At 70.7% G+C, this 21,639-nt stretch carries 17 protein-coding genes and 1 pseudogene; 9 read left to right on the forward strand and 9 right to left on the reverse strand.

Annotated elements, in window-relative coordinates; genetic code table 11:
* Positions 1-79 precede the first annotated feature (79 nt).
* Together ABZ348_RS06475 and ABZ348_RS06480 are read left to right on the forward strand one after the other, a co-directional pair.
* On the forward strand, positions 80-526 hold the full coding sequence (locus tag ABZ348_RS06475) for a MarR family transcriptional regulator (RefSeq protein ID WP_358929984.1): 447 nt from the start codon (positions 80-82) through the stop codon (positions 524-526).
* Entirely contained in the window at positions 523-1,614 is a 1,092-nt protein-coding gene (locus tag ABZ348_RS06480) for a protein kinase family protein (protein ID WP_358929986.1), read from the forward strand. Before ABZ348_RS06475 ends, ABZ348_RS06480 begins: the two co-directional genes overlap by 4 nt.
* A 50-nt stretch (positions 1,615-1,664) precedes the next feature.
* On the opposite strand, the gene ABZ348_RS06485 is transcribed toward ABZ348_RS06480, so the two are convergent.
* Positions 1,665-2,396 (reverse strand): hypothetical protein, encoded by a 732-nt coding sequence (locus ABZ348_RS06485; protein ID WP_358929988.1) that lies wholly within the window; start codon positions 2,394-2,396, stop codon positions 1,665-1,667.
* Between the two features lie 146 nt (positions 2,397-2,542).
* Here ABZ348_RS06485 and ABZ348_RS06490 point away from each other — a divergent pair, with 146 nt between their 5' ends.
* The 3 genes from ABZ348_RS06490 (at position 2,543) to ABZ348_RS06500 (ending at position 5,990) form a co-directional block, all read left to right on the forward strand.
* The gene (locus tag ABZ348_RS06490) at positions 2,543-3,103 is read left to right on the forward strand and encodes a hypothetical protein (RefSeq protein WP_358929990.1); all 561 of its coding nucleotides are present in this window, start codon (positions 2,543-2,545) and stop codon (positions 3,101-3,103) included.
* A 201-nt stretch (positions 3,104-3,304) separates the two neighbouring features.
* Positions 3,305-4,348, forward strand: a complete 1,044-nt coding sequence (locus ABZ348_RS06495; RefSeq protein ID WP_329018292.1) for a rod shape-determining protein — start codon at positions 3,305-3,307, stop codon at positions 4,346-4,348.
* Between the two features lie 100 nt (positions 4,349-4,448).
* Positions 4,449-5,990: a GAF domain-containing protein gene (locus tag ABZ348_RS06500; protein ID WP_358930440.1), complete on the forward strand. Its 1,542-nt coding sequence runs from the start codon at positions 4,449-4,451 to the stop codon at positions 5,988-5,990.
* A gap of 33 nt (positions 5,991-6,023) precedes the next feature.
* On the opposite strand, the gene ABZ348_RS06505 is transcribed toward ABZ348_RS06500, so the two are convergent.
* Positions 6,024-6,461 carry an Lrp/AsnC family transcriptional regulator gene (locus ABZ348_RS06505; RefSeq protein ID WP_358929992.1) on the reverse strand — a complete coding sequence of 146 codons (438 nt, stop codon included), beginning with the start codon at positions 6,459-6,461 and terminating at the stop codon, positions 6,024-6,026.
* Between the two features lie 71 nt (positions 6,462-6,532).
* On the opposite strand from ABZ348_RS06505, the gene ABZ348_RS06510 reads away from it, so the two are divergent.
* Together ABZ348_RS06510 and ABZ348_RS06515 are read left to right on the forward strand one after the other, a co-directional pair.
* Positions 6,533-7,225: a hypothetical protein gene (locus ABZ348_RS06510; protein ID WP_358929994.1), complete on the forward strand. Its 693-nt coding sequence runs from the start codon at positions 6,533-6,535 to the stop codon at positions 7,223-7,225.
* Positions 7,226-7,352: 127 nt separating this feature from the next.
* Entirely contained in the window at positions 7,353-8,837 is a 1,485-nt protein-coding gene (locus ABZ348_RS06515; protein ID WP_358929996.1) for an acyl-CoA synthetase, read from the forward strand.
* Between the two features lie 146 nt (positions 8,838-8,983).
* Here ABZ348_RS06515 and ABZ348_RS06520 read toward each other — a convergent pair whose 3' ends face one another.
* On the reverse strand, positions 8,984-9,751 hold the full coding sequence (locus ABZ348_RS06520) for a beta-glucanase (RefSeq protein ID WP_358929998.1): 768 nt from the start codon (positions 9,749-9,751) through the stop codon (positions 8,984-8,986).
* 276 nt (positions 9,752-10,027) lie between these two features.
* Between ABZ348_RS06520 and ABZ348_RS06525 the strand changes: the two genes are divergently transcribed.
* A complete protein-coding gene (locus ABZ348_RS06525) occupies positions 10,028-10,852 on the forward strand; it encodes a VOC family protein (RefSeq protein ID WP_358929999.1) in 825 nt (274 codons plus the stop codon).
* Positions 10,853-11,167: 315 nt separating this feature from the next.
* Here the strand turns inward: ABZ348_RS06525 and ABZ348_RS06530 are convergent, their stop codons facing one another.
* The 5 genes from ABZ348_RS06530 to ABZ348_RS06550 form a co-directional block, all read right to left on the reverse strand.
* Entirely contained in the window at positions 11,168-13,186 is a 2,019-nt protein-coding gene (locus ABZ348_RS06530) for an RICIN domain-containing protein (protein WP_358930001.1), read from the reverse strand.
* A 499-nt stretch (positions 13,187-13,685) separates the two neighbouring features.
* On the reverse strand, positions 13,686-15,695 hold the full coding sequence (locus ABZ348_RS06535; RefSeq protein ID WP_358930003.1) for an ABC transporter permease: 2,010 nt from the start codon (positions 15,693-15,695) through the stop codon (positions 13,686-13,688).
* A gap of 128 nt (positions 15,696-15,823) precedes the next feature.
* Positions 15,824-16,633 (reverse strand): molybdate ABC transporter substrate-binding protein, encoded by an 810-nt coding sequence (gene modA, locus ABZ348_RS06540; protein WP_358930005.1) that lies wholly within the window; start codon positions 16,631-16,633, stop codon positions 15,824-15,826.
* A gap of 84 nt (positions 16,634-16,717) precedes the next feature.
* Positions 16,718-17,119: a helix-turn-helix transcriptional regulator gene (locus tag ABZ348_RS06545; protein WP_358930442.1), complete on the reverse strand. Its 402-nt coding sequence runs from the start codon at positions 17,117-17,119 to the stop codon at positions 16,718-16,720.
* A 250-nt stretch (positions 17,120-17,369) separates the two neighbouring features.
* Positions 17,370-18,578, reverse strand: coding sequence for a helix-turn-helix domain-containing protein (locus ABZ348_RS06550; protein ID WP_358930006.1), 1,209 nt, complete (start codon positions 18,576-18,578; stop codon positions 17,370-17,372).
* A gap of 392 nt (positions 18,579-18,970) precedes the next feature.
* Between ABZ348_RS06550 and ABZ348_RS06555 the strand changes: the two genes are divergently transcribed.
* Complete coding sequence (locus tag ABZ348_RS06555; protein ID WP_358930008.1) at positions 18,971-20,119, forward strand: M20 family metallopeptidase; 1,149 nt, start codon at positions 18,971-18,973, stop codon at positions 20,117-20,119.
* 314 nt (positions 20,120-20,433) lie between these two features.
* Here the strand turns inward: ABZ348_RS06555 and aroC are convergent.
* Positions 20,434-21,630 (reverse strand): annotated as a pseudogene (gene aroC / locus ABZ348_RS06560) (chorismate synthase); the annotation flags it as partial.
* Positions 21,631-21,639: the final 9 nt, after the last annotated feature.

A 21,639-nucleotide genomic window follows, 5' to 3' on the forward strand; every position in this document is an offset into this window, starting at 1 on the left:
CCGGGATTTGGTTCAGAACATGGACTACTTGTCGACCTGAATATTTCACCATGGCAAGCATCTGGGTACGGTGTCCACCATGGCCTCACCGCGCAGTGACCCCTTGACCCGCGAAGTCGTCGACCTGATCGGCGCCGTCGTGGCGCGCTACCACGCGGAGTACGAACAGGCCGCTGCGGAGCAGGCGCTCACCGCAGCCCAGGCCAAGGTGTTGGGGCTGCTCACGGCGGAGGCGCTGCCCATGCGCCGGATAGCGGAGAAGCTCACGTGCGAGCCGTCGAACGTGACCGGGATCGTGGACCGACTGGAGGCCCGTGGACTGGTCGAACGTCGGGCGGACCCGCAGGACCGCCGGGTCAAGTTGGCGGCACCCACCGAGGAGGGCGCCAGTACGGCGGGGCGGCTGCGGGACTCGCTGGAGTTCGCCCGTGAGCCGCTGGCCCAGCTCTCTCCCGATGAACGTCGGGTGCTGCGGGACCTTCTGAAGCGCATGTTGGGCGACGGCCCCGAGAGGAGCCAGCGGTGAAGGTCCCCGACACATCGCACGGTGCACGTCTCGCCGCCCATGGCGCAGCCTCCACCTCCCTGGCCCTGTGCAGTGATCGCGCACTGGGCGAACTCGTGGACGCGGCGGTGCCGATCGGTTCGGGCATCGGCGGGAAGTCGGCCCTGCTGGAAGTCGGCGGCACGCCGGTCTTCGTCAAGCGGGTGCCCCTCACCGACCTGGAGAGGCGGCCCGAGCACGTCCGGTCCACGGCGAACCTGTTCGAGCTGCCCGACTTCTGCCAATACGGGATCGGTGCGATCGGCGGTCCTGGCTTCGGGGCCTGGAGGGAACTCGCCGTCCACACCATGACGACGAACTGGGTGCTGGCGGGGGAATGCGGGGGCTTCCCCCTGATGTACCACTGGCGGGTGCTGCCCGATTCGACGCCCCTGCCGGACGAGTTGGCCGACGTCGAACGGGCCGTCGCCTACTGGGGCGGCGGATCGCAGGTGCGCCGCCGCATCCGGGCGCTCCAGGACTCCTCGGCGAGCGTCGCACTGTTCCTGGAGTACGTACCGCAGAACCTCCACCAGTGGCTGGGGGCGCAGGTCGCCGCAGGAGAGCACGCGGCCAACCGCGCCCTCGCCATGGTGGCGAGGGAATTGGCCGCCGTCACCTCCTTCATGAACGGCCGTGGACTGCTGCACTTCGACGCACACTTCGAGAACGTCCTCACCGACGGCCGACGCCTCTACTTCGCGGACTACGGCCTCGCGGCCTCCTCCCGGTTCGAACGGACCGAGGAGGAAGCCGACTTCTTCGATCGGCATCGGACGTACGACCGTGTCTACACCGCCACGTATCTGGTGAACTGGCTGGTCACCGCCCTGTTCGGCTATGAGGTGGCGGATCGGGACGGTCGGTACGCGCTGGTACGCGCCTATGCGGAGGGCCGGCGCCCCACCGGGATTCCGGAGGAGGCCGCGGCGATCCTCACCCGGCACGCACCGATCGCCGCGCTGATGTCCGACTTCAACCGCAGGTTCCAGAGCCAGAGCAGACGGACCCCGTACCCGCTGGACGAGATCCGCCGACTGGGCGGGGCTTACGGTTCCGCCCGCTCCTGACGGACCTCGGGCGGCGGCGCTCGACCTGCGGTGACGCCCCGGCCCGAGGTCTAGACGCACCACCACAGGAACCGCTCGCACTCCTCGGACGGTGCCGGCGTGGGCGTCGGCAGCGGTGTGAGGCGGGGGCGCGAGGGCTTCGCCGAGCGTCCCGGGGCGCTGGACACCGGCGTGCCGGATCGTTTCGGTGGCGCCGGTGACGGCTCGGTGGTCGTGGTCGGCGACGGCGTGCGCGTACGGGCGGCACGCGCGTCGGACACGGGCTTCCGGGAGCGCTCGGCCGGGCGGGCGCTGACGGACGGCCCTGCGGTCGGCCCGTCGGGATCGTCGGGTTCGTCGGGTTCGTCGGGGGGTTCGACCGCCGGGGTCGAATCGGGCGCCGGCACCGGCTCCGGTGACGTGGCCTCCTTGACGGTGGTGGCGGCCCCCTCGTCGTCCTGGTTGAGCTCGACCAGGCCCCAGGTGCCGGCCGTGAGCGCGAGACAGACGCCGCCGATCAGCGCATGGCGGCGACGCCCCTTCTTCGCGCGCCGGGACCGTGCCCCGGGTCCGGTGGCGGGTCCGGTGGCGATTCCGGTACGCCCGGACGGGGTGGGCGACCGCCGCGAGGTCCGCTCCAGCGGGTCCGGCAGCTCGACCCCGTGGGCGCTCGGGCCCACGATGGCGTCACCGCGCTCCGGGCCGGCGGCCGGCGGTCCGATCAGTTCGGGTGCCGGCGTTCCACAGCCCGCGCAGGCGAGCGCTCCGTTCAGATGCCGTCGGCACGGGTGGCAGTAGTCCATGAGCCACGAAGGCTATGAGACGGGAGGGGACGGTTGGGACGGATGGTGTGAGGGTGCGGTGAGGACTCTTCGCCCATGTGTGCGACTGCACAGCCGGACCGGACACCCGAACCGGGCGGCGACGGCGCACCGGCAGGATGGTGTCCATGACGGCGACCGCGCCCTTCGGGCCCCTCGACTTCCAACTGGTCCTCCTGCGCCGAATGGCCGATTTCCATCCGGACCTGGTGGAGGAGGCCCGACACGAGCTCGGGGTGTCCACCGCGACCATGCGCGAGGCGAACCGGCGCTGGCAGGCCATGGCGCGGTCCCCGAAGGGACGGGGTGCGCTGAGCCGCTACCGCTCGGTCCTCGGCGAACCCGAGTCGCGCCAGGCCCGACGCATCGGCGACCTGGAGTGCGAGGCACTGCTGTGGCCGGTGCCGCTCTGGCCCGATCTCCGCTTCGAGGTGATGGCCGCCGTCCGGGGTGGAGCCGTGTGGAACGAGTGGCTGGTGCGGGCCCCGGGGGCACCGGGTCCCGATCTGCGTACCGCAACCGATCTGCGGCCCTGGTCGTGCACGGTGGACGAGGCCGCACGAGCCTTCGCCCCGGCGTCCCCGCTGCCGGGCTCCGCCCCCACGCGCTGGGGGCTCGCCCTGACCCTTCCGGGTGGGGAGATCCGTAGGGCGGAGTTCTGCTGGGGGCTGTTCCAACAGCTGTCGTAGCGACCCGGGGCACCGGCCGCCGGAGCACGCGACCTGGCGCAGCACATGCCGGCGGGACGACCCGGTCGCCGCACTCGCACCCGTACGGCTCATGACCGCGGGCGCCCGGGGCCCGCGTACCCCCGAGCGGCCCACCCAGCGCGCGCCCGTGCCCGTACCGCCCGACGATGCCTTCAGGTACCGCACTCGGGAGGATTCGCCGTGACCGTCAGTCTTGAGCAGTTGCGCCGCTGCCATGTCGCCGTCGACCTGGGTGCCGCGCGGACCAGGGTCTTCGTCAAGGGTGCCGGGCTCGTCGTGGACGAGCCGAGCGTCGCCGCGGTGAACACCCGCACCGGCGCACTGATCGCCGTCGGCGCACTCGCCGAGCAGATGACGGGCCGGACCCCCGACTACATCAGGGTCGCCCGCCCGGTCTCCGGCGGCACGGTCGTCGACATCGACATGGCCCAGCGGATGATCCGCCATCTGCTCGGGGAGAAGCTGCGCCGGCAACTGCGCCGTAAGCCGAGGCTGCGCGCAGCGGCCTGCACCCCGCATCTGAGCGATCCGCTCGCCCAGCGCGCCGCCGTGGAGACGCTGGTGGGCCTCGGCGCCCGGCGCGTCGAGCTCGTCGACACCCTCATCGCCGCGGCCGTCGGCTGCGGGCTGCCCGTCGAGCAGCCGACCGCGACCATGATCATGGTGTGTGGTGCGGCCACCACGCAGATCGCGGTGCTCTCGCTCGGTTCGATCGTCACCGCCGAGCGGGTGCCGGTCGGCGGCAACGCCATCGACCACGCGGTCATCCAGCACCTGCGTACCCAGCACGAGCTGATGCTTCCCAGCCAGTCGGTGCGGCCCCTCCAGATCGCGCTGCACGGCAACGGTCTGACCTCCAAGGGCCCGGAGTCCACGGAGATCCACGGCCGGGACGTGGCCACCGGGCTGGCACGCTCGGTGCAGGTGAACACCGCCGCCGTGCGCAATGCCATCCACACCCCCCTCACCTCTGTGCTCGACGGCATCGGAAAGGTCCTGCGGGACTGTCCTCCCGACCTGGTGGCCGACCTCGCGGACCGGGGGATCATGATGGTGGGGGGTAGCGCACTGCTGCCGGGTTTCGACCAGATGCTTCGTGATGCGACCGGTATGCCGGTACAGATCGCGGAACGACCGGACATCTGCGCGATCCTGGGTCTGGGCGCCATGCTGGAGGGCAAGATCCGGCCACTGGTGCTCAACCCACTGGCCGAGGTCGAGTGACAGCGGAGGCGCATCAGGCGTGAACGGTCCGAAGGGTGACGAGCGGGCCCGACAGGACGGCGGTACGCGGCAGAGGACAGCGGCGGAGTCCGGTCTCGCGCTGCTGCTGGAGGCGGTCCTGAGTGTCGGGGTCGATCTGGATCTGCCCACCACGCTCCAACACCTGGTGGACACCGCCACCCAACTGGCCGGGGCGCGGTTCGGCGCGCTCGGGGTGGTGGACCCCGAGTGCAAGCAGATCACCGAGCTGTTCACCTCGGGCATCAGCGACGCCGAGCGGGAGGCGATCGGTCCGATGCCGACCGGGGACGCGGGGCTGGTGGGCGTCCTCATCCGGGATCCGCAGCCCCTGCTGATCAATGATGTGCAAGCCGATCCGCGGGCGGCCGGGGTCCCCGAGGGACATCCCGCGATGCGTTCCTTCCTCGGTGTGCCCATCCGGGTCCACACCGAGGTCTTCGGCAATCTCTACCTCTCCGAGAAGGTCGCCGGCCCCTTCACCCAGGACGATCTGTCGGTGCTCCAGGTCCTCGCCTCCCAGGCGGGCATCGCCATCGGCAATGCCCGGCTGTACGCGAGCGCACGGCAGCGCGCCCGCTGGATCGAGGGCGCGGCGGCGGTGACCACCGCCCTGTTGACCGGGGAGAGCGCCGACGATGCGTTGATGACCGTCGCCGAGCAGGCCCGCATCCTCGCCGACGCCTCGGCCGGGGTGGTGCTCCAGCCGACCGACGACGGCGGGATGGAGATCGTCGCCGCTGCCACCACGGACGGTTCCGAGGGCGACGACATCGTGGGGACGGCCATCGCCCCCGGTTCGCCGGTGCTGGTGCAGTTGCTGGGCGGGGAAGCGGTGTTCATCGAGGATTCGGCGTCGGATCCGCGGATGACCACCCCTGTGCGCTCCCGGTTCGGCCCTTCGATGATGCTTCCGCTCCAGAGCGGCGGCCGGTTGATCGGTACGCTTGCCCTGCCCCGGGGCCGGTACGGGCGCCCGTACACGGCCGGCGACCGACTGCTGGCCGCCCAGTTCGCCTCCCAGGCGGCGCTCGCGCTCGTCCTCGCGGACGCCCAGCACAACCGGGAGCAGTTGGCGGTGTACGAGGACCGCGACCGCATCGCCCGTGATCTCCACGATCTGGTGGTGCAGAGGCTGTTCGCCACGGAGATGATGTTGGAGTCCACCCGGCGCAGGGCCGCCGCGGACGACTCCGACGAACTGCTGTCCCGTGCGGTGGACGAGTTGGACTCCACCATCCAGGAGGTGCGGACGGCGATCTTCGCCCTCCAGCAGCCGCCCGCGGAGGCTCCGGCGAGTCTGCGCAGCCGGGTGTTGCGGGAGACGGCCGCCGTCTCATCGGCCTTGGGTTTCCGGCCGTCCGTGCGCTTCCGGGGCGCGGTGGACACCCTCGTACGGGAACCTGCCGACCGGCAGTTGTTGGCGGCGCTGCGCGAGGCGTTGGCGGCTGCCCACCGACGGCCGGGGGTGACGGCGCTTGAGGTGGACGTGGATGCGACGAGCCGGTTGCCGGACGGCCGGGCGGGGGTGCGGCTGGTGGTCAGTGACGATGGGGAACGCGAGGACGGTGAACACGGGCACGACGGCCCGGGGACCACGGTCAGCTGGCAGGCGCCCCGGTGAGCAGGCGCAGCCGGACAGTCGTCGGGGGCGTGATCATCTGCGGCCGTCGGAGGCGGTCCGCAAGGCGATGCGGGTCTGGGACTGGGCGACGCCCGCTTCCCGCTTGAGGCTCCTCAGTAGGGCGTCGAGCGCCGCGGGGTCGGCGGCCCTGGCCCGTACGAGATAGTCGTGTGCGCCCGTCACATGGACGACTTCGGTGATGCCGGGAAGCCGTAGGGCGACCTGCTCGAACTCCTCGTTGGAGGTGTCGAGGCGCAGGGTGATGTCGATGAAGACCACCAGGCCCGCGCGGTGGTCGGCGGTGGGGTCGACCAGGGTGGTGAAGCCCCGGATCACTCCGCTGCGGACCATCCTGCGGACCCGGTCGGCCGCGGCGTTGGCGCTGAGCCCGACCCGTACGCCCAGGTCGCGGTAGGAGATCCGCGCATCCCCCTGCAAGACGCTGAGGATTTCCCCGTCTATTCGGTCCATTGTGCGATTGTCGCAGTCCTGACCGAAACACGGCCGCGTGAGCGGCGGTCGGAACCCCACAGTGCCGTGCCATGAGCGATCTCGTGACGACGGCGGTGGCAGGTGCGGCGGCGGGCTTCGGAGTGGCCCTGCCGATGGGTGCGGTGGGCGTCCTGCTGGTGCAGGAGGGCCTGCGCGACCGGCGGAGGGCGATGGCCGCGGCAGCCGCCGTGGCTTCGGTGGACCTGCTGTACGCGGGAGCGGCGACGGCCGTGGGTCTGCTGTACGCGGAGGCCGCGACCGCGCTCACCGGGGTGGAGGCATGGGTGCGGCTGGTGTGTGCGGCGGTCTTGGGGGTCATCGCCGTACGGGGTCTGCGGGCGTCGCGGCGGCCAGGGGCCACGGGCATATCGCGGCGTGATGGCCCGAGCGTCCGCAGCGACGCGACCGGGCAGGAGGGCGGCCAGGAGGCACACGGGCGTGGTGGATGCGGGCGGGTCTTCCTCCGGTTCGCAGCCCTGACCCTGATCAACCCGACCACCGCGCTCTACTTCGTGGCGCTCACCACGGCTCAGGGCTCCGACCTCAGTGGCGGCACGGCCGGTGCGGTGTTCGTGGGCGCGGTCTTCCTCGCATCGCTGCTGTGGCAGCAGACCTTGGTCCTGGTCAGTGCCGCGCTCGGGGACCGGCTCCCGGACTCGGCCCGCAGGTGGACCTTCCGCATCGGCTTCGCGCTGGTGGCGGTGTACGCCGTGAAGGTGGCACTTCCGCTTCCGAGCTGGTGAACGGGCGGCACCAAGGCGTCCCACCGCACCCGGCGCGGACGAACACGCCGCTCCTCGCCCGTACGGATGCCCGACGGGACAATGAGGTCACTGTGCGACCCAACCGCCCATCTTGGAGGAACGACGAGTGAGTGACCTCTTCCCCGCGCTGACTGTCGCATCGGACCGGCCCGCACTGCGCTTCGGCGAGCGCAGACTGACGTACGGAGAACTGGCGGGCGCGGCGGGCGCGCTGGCCGTACGGATCGGTGGTGCCTCCCGGCTCGCACTGTGGGCGACACCCACCCTGGAAACCGCGGTGGGCACCGTTGCGGCGCTGCTCGCGGGCGTACCGGTGGTGCCGTTGAACCCCAAGACCGGTGAGCGGGAGTTGGCGCACATCGTCGCCGACAGTGCGCCCGCCGCCGTGCTGGCGGGGCCCGAGGCCGTGCTGCCCGGCCCACTGGAGCGGTTGCAGCGCATCGACATCCCCGTGACCGGAACCGTCGGTCCGCTCCCGGCCGACCCCGATCCGCTCACGCCCGCACTGATCGTCTACACCTCGGGCACCACGGGACCGCCGAAGGGCGCGGTGCTGCCGCGGCGTGCGATCGCCGCCAATCTGGACGCCCTCGCGGACGCTTGGGACTGGAGCGCAGACGACGTCCTGGTGCACGGGCTGCCCCTGTTCCATGTGCACGGGCTGATCCTGGGCATCCTCGGGCCGCTGCGCCACGGGGGCGAGGTACGGCATCTGGGACGGTTCACGGTGGACGGGGTCGCCCGTGAACTGGGCGACGGCGGGACCGTGTTCTTCGGAGTGCCCACGATGTACCACCGGTTGGCCGAGTCCTTGAGCGGGGTCGCCACCTCCCCGGCGGGCACGGGCGCCGAGCCGCCGGCCGCCGTGGCGAAGGCGTTGGCGGGCGCCCGGCTGTTGGTGTCGGGGTCGGCGGCGCTGCCCCTCCATGACCACGAGCGGATCGAGGCGGCGACCGGGCGCAGGGTGGTCGAGCGGTACGGCATGACCGAGACCCTGATCAACACGAGCGTCCGGGCAGACGGCGAGCCCCGACCGGGCTCGGTAGGAGTGCCGCTGCGGGGCGTGGAGCTGCGGCTGGTCGACGACGAGGGTGCGAGCGTCGAAGAGCAGGACGGGGAGAGCATCGGGGAGATCCAGGTGCGGGGGGAGAACCTGTTCACCGAGTACCTCAACCGCCCCGACGCGACGGCGGACGCGTTCGACGGGACGTGGTTCCGCACCGGGGACATGGCGGTGCGCGACCCGGACGGCTCCGTGCGGATCGTGGGACGCCGGGCCACCGACCTGATCAAGAGCGGTGGGTACAAGATCGGCGCGGGCGAGGTCGAGAACGCCCTCCTTGACCATCCCGGGGTGCGGGAGGTGGCGGTGACCGGGGAATCGGACCCCGACCTGGGCGAGCGGGTGGTCGCGTGGATCGTGGCGACCGAGCCGCACTCCCCGCCGGACCAGGAGGAGTTGATGACGCACGTGGCCGTGCAGTTGGCGCCGCACAAGCGCCCCCGTACGGTGCGGTTCCTGCCCGCGCTGCCGCGCAACGACATGGGGAAGATCCTCAAGCGCGCGCTGACGGTGGCGCCGACGGACTGAGTCCGGCGCGGACCCGGGGCCGGACGGAGCCATCTGCCGGTGGGAGCCGTCGGCGCGCGCGAGCGATCTGCTCGTGGGAAGGCCGCGCGCCGACCGCTCCCCCGGTGCTCCTGGCACCGCAGGGTCCATCGGGCTGGTCGGGGGTTTCAGGGGCGGTAGACGTGGAGGTACTCCACCTCGAAGGACATCTCCGAGGTGTCCGGGTCGGGCGCGGGGTGGTAACGCCCCGCGCAGACGGAGAGGTTGACGATCAGATAGGCGCGCCAGCGTCTGCCCACCCCGCGGTGGTCGGCGAAGACCCGTACGCCGTTGACCCACCACACGACCGAGCGGGTGCCGAACTCCACGCGCAGGTCGACCCAACCCCCCGGGCCGATCGAGGGGTCGCGGTAGTAGCGGTGGCTGCCCCTGACCCGGTTGGACAGCTCCAGGAGGTCGGGGTTGTCCGGGTGGTACTCAAAGATGTCGATCTCCTGGTCGCCGTCGAGCCAGGTCCAGATCGCGGGCCACGCCCCGAGCACGTCGGGCAGTCGGACCCGGGCCTCCAGCGCGTCGCCGGCCCGGACCATGAACCCCTCGTTGCTGCCCTCGGTGGTCAACAGTCCGGCGTCCCACAGGCCGTCGGGGCGGCGGGTGGCCCGGAAGGTGCCGGCACGGCTGTAGGCGGGGTCGGGCACCAGGTAGTCGAGTTTGTTGTCCCCCGGATTGGTGGGACCACCGCGGGGATAGGCCCAGGAGCGGCCGGCGACCCATTGGGCGGTGGAGGTGAAGTCCGCGGTGAAGACCGGGGGCTGCGGGTCCGGAACGCGGGCGGCCTCCGGTGGGCCCTCCTGTCCGGCACCGCTCACGGGCGTGGCCGCACCGCCGCCCCGTCTCCCGATCCGTCTGAGCCAGCTGAGAAGGTCAGTGAGCACGGCACTCCTCCCGTTGAGGGAACCCCTGGAGCGGTTCTGCCCCTCGGAGGTCCGCATATGCCGACGCTCTCACTTAAAGTAATTTATGTGTTACACACAGCCACGAACAGGGGTTCGAGGGCGTCCCCCGTCAGGGCAACCACCAGGACGATCGACCGTCGCGGGACCGTTCGGCGTCATTCAAGATCACATCTGTACGAATTTTGTTCGAATGCTTGATTCGGCGCGCGTCCCCGGGCTGGGGCCCCTAGCGTGAAGGGGAGGCACAGTCATCAGATGCAGGAGCTGGACACGAAAGGCGGCACCCCCATGTCCGTACGACCGGACGGCACTCCGTGTTGGGTCGATGCGATGTTCCCCGACATCGAGGCCGCCAAGAACTTCTACGGCGCACTGCTGGGCTGGACCTACGGCGACCCGGTGACGGAGTTCGGCGGGTACACCACCGCGTTCTCGAACGGGAAGTCCGTGGGCGGCGTCATGCCGGCGATGGAGGGCGTGGACGCCCCGACGGCGTGGAACCTCTCCTTCGCCACGTCGGACGCCGAAGCCACCGCCGCGAAGATCAGGGCGAACGGGGGTGCGCTCGTCGCCGAGCCCATGGCCGTCGGCAACCTCGGCACCATGCTCGTGGCGACGGACCCCACCGGCATCGCCTTCAGCGCCTGGCAACCGGCCGAGCACCAGGGCTTCGAGACCGAGAACGGGGAACACGGGGCCTACGCCTGGTCCGACGTCTGCTCCCGGGACGTGGCCAAGACCGACGCCTTCTTCCCCGCCGTCTTCCCCTTCACCGTGCAGCGACTGGACGAAGAGGGCGTCGACTTCCGCCTCTGGAGCGTCGGCGCCGATCCGGCGATCGGCCGGATGAAGATCGAGGACGAGTTCCCGGCCGATCTCCCGCCGTTCATCAACGTCTACTTCTCCGTCCCCGAGGTGGACGCCGCAGTCGCCACGGTGACCAAACTGGGCGGAAAGGTGCTCTGGGGGCCGATGGACAGCCCCTTCGGACGGTTCGCGACGGTCGCCGATCCGCAGGGCGCGGTGTTCTCGGTCTTCGACCTGGAGACGCAGACGGGCGAGGTGCCCGCGTTCGTCTGACCTGACCCACGTGACCCACGCGCCATCGGACGCGTCACGGCCCGCGCCACAGGCCGACCGGGGCCACGGTCATCAGCAGCCGGGGCGCCATCACGTCCTGAGCGAACCGAGCGCATGGTCAGCCCGGGCCGAACGAACCGGAAGACCCGCACGGCGCACGGCGCACGGCCCGAACGGCCCGAACGGCCCGAACGAGGGTGCGGCACGGTGGAGTCCCGATTCCACCGTGCCGCGCCCTGTGCTTTCGACTCTTCCGTGCCTACGAGTCTTCGAGTCTCTGGGGGTTCGAGCCACCGACAGCCGGCGGCTCACCCATCACTCCGTGTGCACCCCATCACCACGGGGCGGCAGTCGGACCGGATGCCCCGCCCCGACTTCGGCTTCGGCTTCGGCTTCGGCTTCGGCTTCGGCCTGAGCAGCGGCCTCGGCCCCGAGTTGGGCCGGCGGCGGTTCGGACGCCGACTGCGCCAGGGGCCGATGGGCCGTACTGCGCTCCCCCGACACCCCCTCGCCACCCATCACAGCGATCGGCCGATCGGCCGCCGCTGCGGCCACGGCCACGGGCCGCTCCTGCGCCCCCAGTTGGCGCGAGGCGCCGCGCTGCGCCCGGATGGCGTCCGGCCCGCCCTGGGGCGTCATCAGCGAGGCGCCCCCTTCGAGCGAGCCGATCGACCGAGTCGGCTGATTCGACCGGGCCGGCTCCGGCGGGTTGTTGACCTCCTGGGTGGACCCGACATTGGCATTGCCGGGTCTGATTCTCGGTGTGATGGCGTTGTTGCGGTCGGTCGCCCACTGCTGTTCGTTCGAACCGTCACGGACCTTCACCACGACCGTGGCACCGGCGCTCGGAGCGGCGGGGGCGACGGCGAGCCCCTCGTTCCAGCGCGGCACCAACTGGCCGTGGACGGTCAGGTCGTACCGGATGTGGGAGGCGTCGTTGGCCGTGGTGACCGGACAGCTCCCCAGCACCGTGACCCCGTCCAAAGCCCTTGAGTTCAGACAGAGTTCGGGTGCCGCGGCACTGCGCAACCGCCCGTCCTGCTCGTAGACCCACCGCTGGGTCACCGAGGACGCACAGGCGGCGAGGACCGCATCCGCCCCGGTTGACGCGCGTTGACCACGAACGTCGAGGCAGAATCCGGATGCGGTGCTGCGCAGCCGGGTGGTGAGCGGGCCCACCGGATGACCCGCCGCGGAGGTCGCGGAAGGGTCGGGCCCGGCGGGGGGTGCTATGGCGCCTGGCACCGGATCGGCGGAGATGGTCCCCTCGGGGATCGCATAGCCGGCCATCCCGCCGCCCGCCCACGGTTCGGTGGCCACAGCCGCCACCACGGCGATGCCGGTGGCGATCCCCAGACCGGCGACCACGGCGGTGCGGCTCCGCGAAGAGAGCCCACGCCGGCGATCGGAGGCCGGGGCGCTCCCGCCGCCGCGGGGGCGCCTGCGCCGGGCATGGCTGGTGGGTCCGCGCCACTCGGTGTCCCGGCTCTGGTGGCCCTCCTCACCGCGGCCCGCTCGGGAGTCCAGATAGGGCTGGGCGGCCCAGCCGAGCATCCCCTCGGCGATCAGCAGGGCCAGTCGGCCGTCCCTGTGGTCCAGTTGCTCTGCCGCGAACTGACAGTGTTGGCAGCGCTCCAGATGCTGGCGGAGGTCCGACAGGACCGCGCCTCCCCTGCGCATGGACACATCGATGAGCCGGTTGTAGTGCCGGCAATCGGTTTCGGGCGCCAGTTCGAGATGGAACCGCAGGATGCCCGCTCGAAACATTTTCCGAGCCTGTTCGAGCTGCGCCGGTGCGCCGCGCACATCCATGGCAAGTAAACCGGCCGGTAGCGATATCTCTTCTGCTTCGACCTCCACATGCCACAGCAGGCATTGCGCGGGACCGGGCAATGCCTGGAATGCCCGAGCAGTCAGCGTGCGGTTCTCCGCGACCGTAAACATATCGACGGGGGGCGTATGTCCGGTCTGTGGATTCTGGAGTTCGGGTAGGGCTGCTATGCGTTCATCGGTCGCCCATCCCTCGGCGATACGACGGGCATGCATCAACAGCATCGGACGGATTGCGGCACTCGAACGCACCTGCCGCAAGTTTTCCAGTGCTTTGCTGAATGCAGCCGTGGCCAGCATGGCTGCGGCTTTCTCCGATGGAGTGCCGATCGAGGCGTAGTCGAAGACCGGTTCCCAGTGCCGTGCGATCAGCACGGCAACGGAACGGGCCTCGTCCCTACCGTCGTTGGCCCGGAGCGCAGCCGCCAGTCCTTCGTCGGACGCGGCCGAGTCCAGACCGGTGCGACCGGGCGGTGCGCTCGTATGAGTTCGCGGATTCTGCATAAGAGGTCATTCCATCCTTGGCATTGCAGTGGGGGGTTGGGCAGTGCCGTCCGGACCTGGTCTACGGAACCGTGCTTTCGGTTATTGAGTTCGTTGTGGTCATTGAGTTCACGACGCGGAAGAAAGGGGGTACGAGCAAGTGGTCTATACCGCCAATCAATCAAACGGTTGCGCTTTAGCGGCCGTGTTCGGACGTGGGGAAGCTCACCTTCGCACAACCGTGTGTTGGGAACAAGAGTCACCAACTCGCCTGCAATCACTGGGCCGCCGAGGGAAATAGCAGGCCCGTCAGGCTTGCTCAGAGTTGACCGATTTACCCGCGGTCACAGCAGGTAAGGCATGACTATTCGAACATAATTTTTCGAACACTAAGGGGTGTTCGACTGGTGTCCGAGAGCGCGGTGAACCGCCGACATTCAGTGCCCACGCAGTCGGTCCGAACCATCCCGACAGGACGGGGAACCGCATCCGCGTGCCCCGTACAACCGATGATTTCGCGTCAGAGCGCGACCAACTCGGCTTCGGTCGCCTTGACACTCACCCAGACGTCCGCACCCTCTGCCAGCCCCAGATCGGCCGCAGCCGCGGGAGTGATTTCCGCAACCAGGTCGGGGGCGTCCCCGGAGCCGATCAGCACCCGCAGACGGCTGCCGGACGCGGTGATCTCCCGGACCGTGCCGCGCCAGACGTTGCGGGGGCTGCCACCGGGTCGCTCCCGGTGTACGGAGACGGCTTCCGGGGCGATGATCGCCAGCGCCTCGCCTCCCGCGGGCAGCGGCTCGGCGACGATCAGCCGACCGCCGCCGGCGAGTTCGAGCCCCTGTTCGGTCGCCGTCCCCGACCAGGCGTTGCGGCCCAACATCCGGGCCACCCAAGGGGACCGCGGATGACGGCTGACCTCCGATGGAGAGGCGTACTGCACCGCTCGTCCCTCGTCCAACACCAGAACCCGATCGGCGAGCGACACCGCCTCCACCGGGTCATGGGTGACGATCAGACACACCCCGCCGAAGCCGGCCAGATGGCCGCGGAGCGTGTGCCGGACCCTGGCCCGGGTCGTCTGGTCCAGGGCGGCCAAGGGCTCGTCGAGCAACAGCAGTCGAGGACGGACGGCCAGCGCCCGGGCGAGGGCAACCCGCTGCGCCTGCCCCCCGGAGAGTTGGGCCGGCCGACGCTCGGCAAGGGCCCCCACACCGAGTCGATCCAGCCACATACGTGCCGAACGCCGTGCCTCGGACCGGGAGGCCCCATGGGCGCGCAGTCCGTACGCCGTGTTCCCCAGGGCGCTGAGATGGGGGAAGAGGGCACCGCTCTGTGGGACCCAGGCGACGCCCCGACGATGGGGCGGCAGGGCGCTGACGTCGACGCCGCCGAGATCGAGCACCGCGTGGGCGCGGTCGGTCAGCCCCAACAGTGCGCGGAGCAAAGTGGTCTTGCCCGCGCCGTTGGGGCCGACGACGGCGATGGTGGTGCCGGAAGGAGCTTCCAAGAGGAACCTGGTGAAGCCGGTGAGTTCGGCGTGGAGCGAGTACGCCTCGGGGGTCCCGGACGGTTCGGACGCCTCGGGGGCGGACTGGGCCACAGGGGTACGGGAGGCGGTCGGCACTTCGGGCTGTTCGCCGTGCTCGTCAGCCGGTTCCTGCCCCACCGACTCCACCGACTGCCCCACCGCCCGCCCCGACAACCCAGGCTGCTCGGACACCTTGCCGTCCGCGGTCGCTCCCTGTGTCCAACGGCCCCGAAGAGCGATCAACACCACCATCGCGATGGCCAGGAGCAGCAGGGAGACCGAGGTGGCGGCGGCCGGCTCGTCCTGGAGGAGGAGGTAGACCTGGAGCGGCAGGGTCTGGGTGGCACCGGGCAGATTGCCGGCGAAGGTGATGGTCGCACCGAACTCACCGAGCGCCCGCGCCCAGGTGAGGGCGGCCCCCGCGATCAGTCCCGGTGCGCACATCGGCAGGGTTACGGTGAAGAAGACCCGCACCGGGGACGCCCCGAGGGAGGCCGCGGTCTCCTCGTAGCTCGGCCGCAACCCCCGCAGCGCCCCTTCGAGGCTGATCACCAGGAACGGCATGGCGACGAAGGTCGCGGCGACGACGGCACCCGAGGTGTGGAAGGGCAGGACGATCCCGAAGCTGTCCTCCAACCAGGGCCCGAGCAGCCCGCGGCGCCCGAAGCCCAGCAGCAGGGCGACACCGCCGACGGTGGGGGGCAGCACCATCGGCAGCATCACCAGGGAACGGACCAGGACCTTGCCCGGAAAGCTGACCCGCGCGAGCAGCCATGCGAGCGGCACTCCGAGCAGCAGCGACAGACCGAGTGCCCAGCAGGAGACGAACAGCGAGAGCCGGAGCGCCTCGGTGACGCCGGGGCTGGTCAGATGCGTCCCCAACTCCGCCCACTCGGTGCGCACCAGGATGCCGAGGAGGGGTAGCAGCAGGAAGAGGACGGCGAGGAGCGCGGGGAGCGCGAGCGCGAGGGGTGCTCGGGCGCGGGGGCGGCGGTTCATCCGGATTCCTGTGTCCCTGGGGCGAGGTGGGGAGGACTGCTGGCGTACGAGGTGTACCCGGTGCGCACCCGCGTGTCCGTCCCCCTCACCGAACGGCCGCGGCTGGACCGGGGCCGGGTGCCCATGGGTTACGGCTGCTGGAAACCGGCTTCCTTGAGGATCTGCTGGGCGGCGGGAGTGCTCAGCCAGGCCACGAACGCGGCGGCTGCCTCGGGGTGCTCGGACGTCTTCAGGGTCGCGGCCGGGTACTCGGCGATGGCGTTCTGGGCGTCGGGGATGGTGATGGCGTCCACCTTGTCCGGGGCGGTGGCTGCGTCGGTCTGGTAGACGAGCCCGGCATCGGCCTCGCCGAGTTCGACCTTGCTGAGGACCGCACGGACGTTGGGCTCCTGGGAGACGGCCTTGACCTTGACCTGCTGGGCGTCGAGAACCTTCTTGCTGTAGCGGCCCACCGGCACCTCGGGCGCCGCGAGGACCACCTTGAGCTTGCTGTCGGCGAGGTCCTTGAGGTCGTCGATCTTGAACGGATTGCCCTCGGTGGTGGCGATGACGAGACGGTTCTTGGCGATGACGGTGGGCGTACCGGTGTCGGAGCCGAGGCCGTCCATGGTCTTGGTGTCGGCGGTGACGAGGGCGTCGGCCGGGGCGCCCTGGCGGACCTGTGCGGCCAGTTCCTGGGAGCCGGCGAAGGAGAAGGTCACCTTGGTACCCGGGTGGTCCTTCTCGTAGGCGGCACCCGCGGTCTTGAAGACGTCGGTCAGGGAGGCTGCGGCGAGCACGGTGAGCTGGGCGGCGGGAGGGGTGCTCGCGGCGCCGGACTTGCGGCTCTCGGTGCCCTCCCCGTCGTCGTCACCGCCGCAGGCCGTGAGCGGTACGAGGAGGGCGGCGGCCAGCACCAGGGAGAGGCGGGCGTTTCGGGCGGCAGGGAAGGCGGGCATCGCTGTGGCTCCTGGTGGGTGCGGATCGACCGGGACGGCTGCGGTCGTACGGTGTGCTGCCGTGCGGTCGACGGGTGGCTGCGGTCAGACCAGGTCGATGTGCACGTTGGTCGACTTCACTCGGGCAGTGGCCTGCATCCCGACTTCGAGCCCCAACTCTTCGACCGCTTCCCTGGTCAGCAGCGAGACCAGCCGGTGCGGTCCGGCCTGGATCTCAACCTGGGCCGCGACATCGCCGAGTTTGACGGCGGTGACGATGCCCGGGAAGGCGTTGCGGGCCGAGGTATAGGGCTCCTCTTCGTCGCCGCCGCTCTGGGCGATCTCGATGGAGAAGGCCGCGAGGTCCCGACCGTCGATCAGCCGCCGGCCGTTCTCATCGCGGTGGGTGGCCACTTTGCCGGCGTCGGCCCAGCGACGGGCGGTGTCGGGGCTGACGCCGAGCAGCCGGGCTGCCTGACCAATGGTGTAGGACTGCATATGCGACACCGTAGGACGATTAGCCATGCATTTACAAGATTGAATGACTTCTGGGATGGCAGATGCGGGTCTCCGTATGCCTCGCGAGACCCAGTGGTCCACCCCGGCCACCGGCGTGTGGACACGTTGGAGCACCGGCCGAGCCGGTGAGGGCAGTGTCTTTTGAGCCCGAGGGCCAGCGCGGGATGCATGACCCGCGGAACACGCGGCCCGGGGACGGCGGCCAGCGGGACGGTCCCGTTGCGTCAGCCGAAGGTGCTCAGCCGGGGTGGAGCCGAGGAGAACCGTTTCCTCTGCGGCAGGTCTTGTCCTCGCCCAGTACGGAGAGCAGTTCCCGCGCCGTCAGGGCGGCCTGGAGGCGCAGGGTCACCTCGGGGTCGAGCGGATTGGCGTCGAGCAGTTCACGGATCTGCCCGACCCGGTAACCGACCGAGTTGCGGTGGAGATGGAGGAGTTCCGCGACGGCCGCCCTGCTGCCCTTGGTCGCCAGCCAGGCGCTCAGGGTGTTCACCCACTCCTCGCGCTCCAGGATCGGGCCGAGGTGCTGCTCGACGAAAGCCTGGAGGCGCTCGGGCGAGACGCCGAAGAGCAGTTGCGCCAGCCCCAGCGAGGAGAACTTCAACTCCACCTCCCCCGGGCGTCGGCGCAGCAGGCCGAGCACGGTTTCGGCGTCCCGGAAGGAGCGGGAGGTCTCGCGTACGTCGGAGACGACAGGGCCGGCGGCGGCCAGCACCATCTCCTCCCCGACCATGCCCTGGAGACGGACCCTGATCCGGGAGATCTCCCGGTCGATGTCACCTTCCAGCACGGCGAGCCCGAACTGTCCGTCCTGGCGCACCGGCATCTCCAACCAGGACAGGGCCGTCGACCAGGTGCGCTGGTTGGGTCCTCCGTAGGCGAAGACCACGGCGGCATGGGGGCGGTCGAGGCGGAGGCCGAACCGAGCCGCGGTCCGCAGGACTTCCGCGTGGTTGCGCAGGGCGCCGAAGCGCAGTTCGTCGATGAGCCGTCCGGCGGTCTCCGTGGAGGCGGCGGCCACCGCGTCCCGGCGGATCGCCTCGATGGCGATGGCGGTCGAGGCCGCGCGCAGGATCAGGTCGTCGTCCTGGTCCGTCCGGCCCTCCGCACCGCCGAGGAGCAGCAGACCGACCCTGCGCTCACCGGCCCGGACCGCACGGGCGGTGCCGCGCCAACCCGGTTCGCAGGTGACCACCGTGGAGCCGTCCTGGGCGAAGACCTGGGCCACGCTCACCGGTGTCATGGCCGTGGTGCCGTCGTCGGTCGCGGCGAGCACTCCGCCGTGGACGCCCACCAGCCGGGCCGGACGGCCGGTCTGCTGGGCGACCGCGCGCAGTACGGACAGCCAGCCGTCACCGGACAGGGCGAGGTTGTTGAGCTTGCGCTCGAACGCCTCCACCGCGGCGGGCGTCAGGCGGGGGCCGGCGGTTCTGACAAGGGGCTGGCTCATGGTGCTCCGCATTGCTCGGTAAACGGTGCGTCCGGCTGGACACGGCGGTGATCACGCCCGTTGGTGATGTCCGTCCGCGCCGGAATCCCCGCATCTGAGTTATCGGTATCGGTATCGGTATCGGTATCGGGAACGTATCCCGTCGCGATCGTCTGCGCTACGCCCTTTACCTCCTGAATTACGCGAAGGGTGGCTGTTGCCGCAGCCTGGGTGGACAGCTCCCCTATCGCAAACTTCTCAAAGTATGAGCAGTAGGGGTATCGCGGACTCCACATCCTTCGTGGCACGATGCCGAAATGTGCGCTGATAAAGCGATATTCAATGATCAGGATGTTCGGGGCCCGTCCCCCACCGCCCGGAAGGTTCCGGCGTCCGATGTCGCGTCGTCGGGGGTGAAGCTCGCCGCACGGGCCGTGGTCGATCGGGCCGCGTCGGAGTTGGTGGCGCTCAGCCATCGGCTGTACGCCCACCCCGAACTCGGCTTCGAGGAGGAGCGCGCCTGCGGCTGGCTCGGTGAGACGCTCGAAGCCCACGGCTTCACCGTGCGCACGGGAGTCTGTGAACTGCCGACCGCCCTGGTCGCCGAGCGGGGCAGCGGCCCGCTGGTCATCGGGATCTGCGCCGAGTACGACGCGCTTCCCGGCATCGGCCACGCCTGCGGACACAACGTCATCGCCTCCGCGGCCGTCACCGCCGCGCTCGCCCTGGGCGCGGTCGCCGATGACCTGGGCATCACCGTGCGGGTCCTGGGTACCCCGGCCGAGGAGAACGGCGGTGGCAAGGTGCTGATGCTGGAGCGCGGCGCGTTCTCCGGCGTCCATGCGGCGATGATGGTGCACCCGTCGCCGCGCGAGCGCCTCGATCCGCTCTGTCTGGCCCGGGCCCAACTCAGCGTCCGCTACGACGGCCGGGCCGCCCATGCGTCCGCCTGCCCCGAGGACGGGCTCAACGCGGCGGACGCGCTGACCGTCGCCCAGGTCGCGCTCGGACTGCTGCGTCAGCACATGACCCCTGACCAGCGCGTCCACGGCATCACCACCACCGGTGGCCAAGTGCCCAATGTGATCCCCGAGCTCACGGAGGCCGCCTACTACGTACGGGCCGCCACCCTGCCCGCGCTGACCGATCTGGAGGCGCGCGTCCGCGAGTGCTTCGAAGCGGGGGCGGTGGCGACCCGCACCAAGCTGACGATCGGCTCCACCTCGCCCGCGTACTCCCACTTCCGGCACGATGCCGATCTGCTGGCCGCCTACGAGCGCAATGCCCTGGCGCTCGGTCGCACCTTTCCGCCCGTGGGGCCGGCCGACGACCGCCAGGCGGGCTCGACCGACATGGCCAACGTCTCGCTCGCCATCCCTTCGATCCAGCCGCTGGTGTCCATCGGATCGGGGACGGCAGGACTGCACCAGGCCGAGTTCGCGCAGTACGCGGCGCGGCCGGAGGCCGATCGCGCACTGTTGGAGGGCGGTTTGGCGATGGCGTGGACGGCGATCGACGTGGCTTTGGACACCCTGGTACGGGAGCGTTTGACGGCCGGCTGACCTGCCGTCGGGCGGGTGGGGCCCCGGACGCATTGCCAGGACCCCACCCCCGGACGGCCGTTCTCCGTGCCGGGTCCCACCCGTGTGCCGCATCCGACGTACGGACGGGTGGGACGCCTTCGATGACGCACACGCCACAGGGGCGACGCGCTGTTCGCGCGCCGCCTTCGTCGACGTCATCGAGTCGGCCACGACGATCAGGAACTCCGCTCCGACGCGTCCGCTCCTTCCCCGCTCGCCTCCGGCCCGTTCTCCGCCGCCGCATCCGCACTCGTGTCCGCTGACGGGTCCGGGACGACCACCCGCGCAGCCGCGAGGTACGCCTCGACGTTGCGGCGCGTCTCCCCCACGCTGTCGCCGCCGAACTTCTCCAGTACGGCGTCCGCGACGACGAGTGCGACCATGGCCTCCGCCACCACACCGGTCGCCGGGACCGCACAGACATCGCTGCGCTGGGCGATCGCCTTCGCCGGGTCGCCGGTGCGCACGTCCACGGTCGACAGGGCGCGCGACAGCGTCGAGATGGGCTTCATCGCCGCCCGTACGCGCAGCACTTCACCCGTGGTCATGCCGCCTTCGATGCCTCCGGTGCGCTCGGTGATCCGCCGCACTTCGAGCCGTCCCGGCACTCCGCCGACGCCCTCGATCTCGTCATGGGCGACCGATCCGCGACGCGCGGCGGTGGTGAACCCATCGCCCACCTCCACGCCCTTGATGGCCTGGATGCCCATCAGCGAGGCCGCGAGCCGTGAGTCGAGGCGGCGGTCCCAGTGGACGTGGCTGCCCAGCCCCGGGGGGAGTCCGTAGACGACGACCTCCACCACACCGCCCAGGGTGTCGGCGTCCGCATGGGCCTCGTCGATCTCCACGTCCATGGCGGCCGAGGTCGCCGGGTCCAGACAGCGCACGGGGTCGGCGTCCACGGCGTCCCGCGAACCGCGCACCGGCACCAGCCCGTCGGGCAGGGACACGGAACCGATCCGCACCACATGGCTGATCACCTCGGCGTCGAGCACCTGGCGCAAGAACGCCTGGGCCACTTCGCCGAGGGCCACCCGCGCCGCGGTCTCCCGGGCGCTGGCCCGTTCCAACACGGGGCGGATGTCCTCGAAGTCGTACTTCTGCATCCCCGCGAGATCCGCGTGCCCGGGTCGGGGGCGGGTCAGTGCGGCGGATCGGCCGCGGTCCGGGAAGCGGCCGGGTTCGTCGTAGGGGCGCCCGTCCTCGTCCTCTGGTTCGGGGGACATCACCTCGGACCACTTGGACCACTCGGTGTTGGCGATCCGCACCGCGACGGGACCGCCCATGGTCCGGCCGTGGCGCACGCCGCCGTTGATCTCCACCTGGTCCCGCTCCAGCAGCATCCGCGCCCCGCGGCCCTTGCCGAGCCGCCGTCTGGCCAGCGCATCGGCCAGGTCCTTGGTCGCGATCTCCACACCGGCGGGCATGCCTTCCAACACCGCGGTCAGCGCGGGTCCATGGGACTCGCCCGCTGTCAGCCAACGCAGCATGTTCCTTGC

The sequence above is a fragment of the Streptomyces sp. NPDC005963 genome (assembly GCF_040638655.1).
Taxonomy (GTDB): Bacteria; Actinomycetota; Actinomycetes; order Streptomycetales; family Streptomycetaceae; genus Streptomyces.

Excerpts from the sequence above, each read along its gene's own strand:
- ABZ348_RS06485 (WP_358929988.1), bottom strand. The coding sequence starts at position 2,396 with ATGGACTACTGCCACCCGTGCCGACGGCATCTGAACGGAGCGCTCGCC.
- ABZ348_RS06530 (WP_358930001.1), bottom strand. The coding sequence starts at position 13,186 with ATGCAGAATCCGCGAACTCATACGAGCGCACCGCCCGGTCGCACCGGT.
- ABZ348_RS06510 (WP_358929994.1), top strand. The coding sequence starts at position 6,533 with ATGAGCGATCTCGTGACGACGGCGGTGGCAGGTGCGGCGGCGGGCTTC.
- ABZ348_RS06505 (WP_358929992.1), bottom strand. The coding sequence starts at position 6,461 with ATGGACCGAATAGACGGGGAAATCCTCAGCGTCTTGCAGGGGGATGCG.
- ABZ348_RS06535 (WP_358930003.1), bottom strand. The coding sequence starts at position 15,695 with ATGAACCGCCGCCCCCGCGCCCGAGCACCCCTCGCGCTCGCGCTCCCC.
- ABZ348_RS06490 (WP_358929990.1), top strand. The coding sequence starts at position 2,543 with ATGACGGCGACCGCGCCCTTCGGGCCCCTCGACTTCCAACTGGTCCTC.
- ABZ348_RS06550 (WP_358930006.1), bottom strand. The coding sequence starts at position 18,578 with ATGAGCCAGCCCCTTGTCAGAACCGCCGGCCCCCGCCTGACGCCCGCC.
- modA (WP_358930005.1), bottom strand. The coding sequence starts at position 16,633 with ATGCCCGCCTTCCCTGCCGCCCGAAACGCCCGCCTCTCCCTGGTGCTG.
- ABZ348_RS06475 (WP_358929984.1), top strand. The coding sequence starts at position 80 with ATGGCCTCACCGCGCAGTGACCCCTTGACCCGCGAAGTCGTCGACCTG.
- ABZ348_RS06525 (WP_358929999.1), top strand. The coding sequence starts at position 10,028 with ATGCAGGAGCTGGACACGAAAGGCGGCACCCCCATGTCCGTACGACCG.